The following is a 2,430-nucleotide window of genomic DNA, read 5'->3' on the forward strand; positions in this document are numbered from 1 at the left end:
GGCACGGGGGCCGGGGTCAGACGCCGGCCCGGGTCGGGACGCGGTCGGGCAGTTGCGTCGCGCCGGCCGCGCGCTCGTCGGCGGTCGGTGCCTCGGCGACCTCGGGAGCGCCGTGGTCCTCGTCGAGCATGGTGGCCTCGTCGAAGGGACGTTCGCCGGAGAGCACGGCCCGCGCCTGCTCCCGGTCGAACTCACCGGTCCAGGTGCCGATCAGCACGGTGGCCACGGCGTTGCCGGCGAAGTTGGTCAGCGCCCGGGCCTCGGACATGAACCGGTCGATGCCGACGATCAGGCCGACCCCGTCAACCAGGTCCGGCCGGTGCGACTGCAGGCCGCCGGCCAGGGTGGCCAGGCCCGCGCCGGTGATGCCGGCGGCGCCCTTGGACGCGATGATCATGAAGACCAGCAGGGACACCTGCTCGCCGACCGACAGCGGGTTGCCCATCGCGGAGGCGATGAACAGCGACGCCATGGTCAGGTAGATGGCGGTGCCGTCGAGGTTGAAGGAGTAGCCCGTCGGCACGGTGATGCCGACGACCGGCCGGCTCACCCCGAAGTGCTCCATCTTCGCGATCAGCCGGGGCAGCGCCGACTCCGAGGAGGAGGTGGAGACGATCAGCAGGAACTCCCGCCCCAGGTACCGCAGCAGCGAGAAGATCGAGATCTTGGCGACCACCCGGAGCAGCAGGCCGAGCACCACCACGACGAAGACCAGGCAGGTGGCGTAGAAGCCGAGCATGATCTGGGCCAGGCTCTTCAGCGCGTCCATGCCGGTCGCGCCGACGACGGCGGCGATCGCGCCGAACGCGCCGATCGGGGCCACCCACATGATCATCGCGAGGATCTTGAAGATCAGGCGCTGGAGCACCCCGACCGCCCGCAGCACCGGCTCGCCCCGGCTGCCCATGCCCTGCACCGCGAAGCCGACCAGGAGCGCGACCAGCAGCGTCTGGAGCACCTCTCCGCCGGTCAGCGAGGACAGCAGCGAGGTCGGGATGACGCCGAGCAGGAAGTCGACGGTCCCCTCCGCCTCCCCGCCGGCAGCCTGCCGCCCGGCACCCGCCAGCTCCGAGTTGAGGTGCAGACCGGAGCCGGGGTGGATCAGGTTGCCGACGACCAGGCCGATGGCCAGCGCGACCGTGGACATGAGCAGGAAGTAGCCGAGGGCGAGCCCGCCGACCTTGCCGACCTTGGCCGCCTGGCGCACCGAACCCACGCCGAGGACGATCGTGCAGAAGATGATCGGGCTGATCATCATCTTGATCAGGGCGACGAACCCGGTGCCGAGGGGCTTCAGGTCCTTGGCCAGCTCCGGGGCGACAAAGCCGACCACGATGCCCGCGACGACCGCGACGATCACCGCGAGGTAGAGGTAGTGGGTGCGGTCCCGGCGGGACCGCTGCGCAGGTGTGCTGGTGGTGGGGGTCTGCATGAGTGAGACTGTGGTCCAGGTCTCAGCCGGAAGCAGCCTTGCGTTCATTCTGTTCACCGGGGTGCAGTGTCGGCGTAACAACGACCTGATCCGAGGGGGACATGACGGCACGGAAGTGGAGCATCGCGGGGCAACTGTTCGCCCTCCAGGCGCTGGTGGTCACCCTGCTCGTCGGCGCGGGGGCCGTCGGGGCCGCGCTGCTGGCCCGCGCCGACGCGCGGGAGGCCGCCCGGGACGAGGTGCTCGCCGTCGCCGAGACGGTCGCCCGCTCCCCCGAGGTCGCCGCCGCGCTGCGCTCCACCGACCCCGCGGCCACCCTGCAGCCGTACGCCGAATCCGTGCGCACCGCGACCGGGACGAACTTCGTGGTGGTGATGAACCCCGACCGGATCCGCTACTCCCACCCCGACCCGACGCAGATCGGCCAGCCGTTCATCGGCAAGATCGGCCCGGCCCTGGCCGGCCACCCGTACACCGAGGTCAACACCGGCACCCTGGGCGAGTCGGTGCGCGCCGTGGTCCCGGTACGCGAGGCCGACGGCAGCGTCACCGGGCTGATCTCGGTCGGCATCACCACCGAGTCGATCAACCGGAAGCTGCTCGGCCGGGCACCCGTCCTGCTGGCCGTCACCGTCGTCGTGCTCGTCGTGGCCGGGTACAGCTCGTGGCTGCTCAGCCGCCGGCTACGCCGGCAGACCCACGGGCTGGGCCCGGCCCAGATGACCCGGATGTACGAGTACTACGACGCCGTCCTGCACTCGGTCGGCGAAGGACTGATGGTGATCGACGCCGACGGGCGGATCGCGTTGGTCAACGACGAGGGGCGCCGGCTGCTCGGCCTGGACCCGGACGCGCCGCTGGTGGATCGGCCGGTGACCGGGCTCGGCCTGCCCCCGGCCCTGGTCGAGCTGGTCGGCGCGGGCCGCCGGGCGCACGACGAGCTGATCCTCACCCGGGAGCGGTCCCTGGTGGCCAACCAGCGTCCCACCGAGCTGGGT

At 71.5% G+C, this 2,430-nt stretch carries 2 protein-coding genes; one reads left to right on the plus strand and one right to left on the minus strand.

Features of this window, described 5'->3' with window-relative positions; translation table 11 throughout:
* Nucleotides 1-16: 16 nt before the first annotated feature.
* Entirely contained in the window at nucleotides 17-1,432 is a 1,416-nt protein-coding gene (locus tag E1182_RS30170) for a cation:dicarboxylate symporter family transporter (RefSeq protein ID WP_132271132.1), read from the minus strand.
* Nucleotides 1,433-1,533: 101 nt separating this feature from the next.
* On the opposite strand from E1182_RS30170, the gene E1182_RS30175 reads away from it, so the two are divergent.
* The coding region (locus E1182_RS30175; protein WP_132271133.1) for a PAS domain-containing protein at nucleotides 1,534-2,430 on the plus strand (897 nt) is incomplete at its 3' end.

The organism is Micromonospora sp. KC721, from assembly GCF_004348355.1.
In the GTDB taxonomy this organism is placed as follows: Bacteria; Actinomycetota; Actinomycetes; order Mycobacteriales; family Micromonosporaceae; genus Micromonospora.

Excerpts from the sequence above, each read along its gene's own strand:
- E1182_RS30170 (WP_132271132.1), bottom strand. The coding sequence starts at position 1,432 with ATGCAGACCCCCACCACCAGCACACCTGCGCAGCGGTCCCGCCGGGAC.